This is a genomic window from Rhodoplanes roseus (genome assembly GCF_003258865.1).
Classification (GTDB): Bacteria; Pseudomonadota; Alphaproteobacteria; order Rhizobiales; family Xanthobacteraceae; genus Rhodoplanes; species Rhodoplanes roseus.
The window spans coordinates 1-265 of record NZ_NPEX01000862.1 but is presented as its reverse complement, the minus strand read 5'-3'; the positions used below and the strand labels follow the sequence as shown (position 1 = coordinate 265).

1 protein-coding gene is annotated in these 265 nt (G+C 70.9%); it reads left to right on the top strand.

Features of this window, described 5'->3' with window-relative positions:
• On the top strand, window positions 1-265 hold a 265-nt coding region (locus CH341_RS32755), incomplete at both ends, for an EAL domain-containing protein (RefSeq protein WP_146604793.1).

Sequence of the window (265 nt, the reverse complement as noted above, 5' to 3'; positions counted from 1 at the left end):
GTGCGCGAACTCTCCGACCGGCCGGAGGCGATGGCGATCATCCGCGCTGTCACCGGGCTCGGGCGCAGCCTGCAGATGCTGACGACGGCGGAGGGGGTGGAGACGCCCGAACAGCTGGAACGCCTGTCGCGCGAAGGCTGCACCGAGGTGCAGGGCTATCTCTTCAGCGAGCCGCGGCCGGCAAGCGAACTCGCACGCCTTCTCGCCTGCGGCACGCAGCCGTTCGAACGCCTGGCGAAGGCCGGCGAGATGAGGGCGGGGGAAG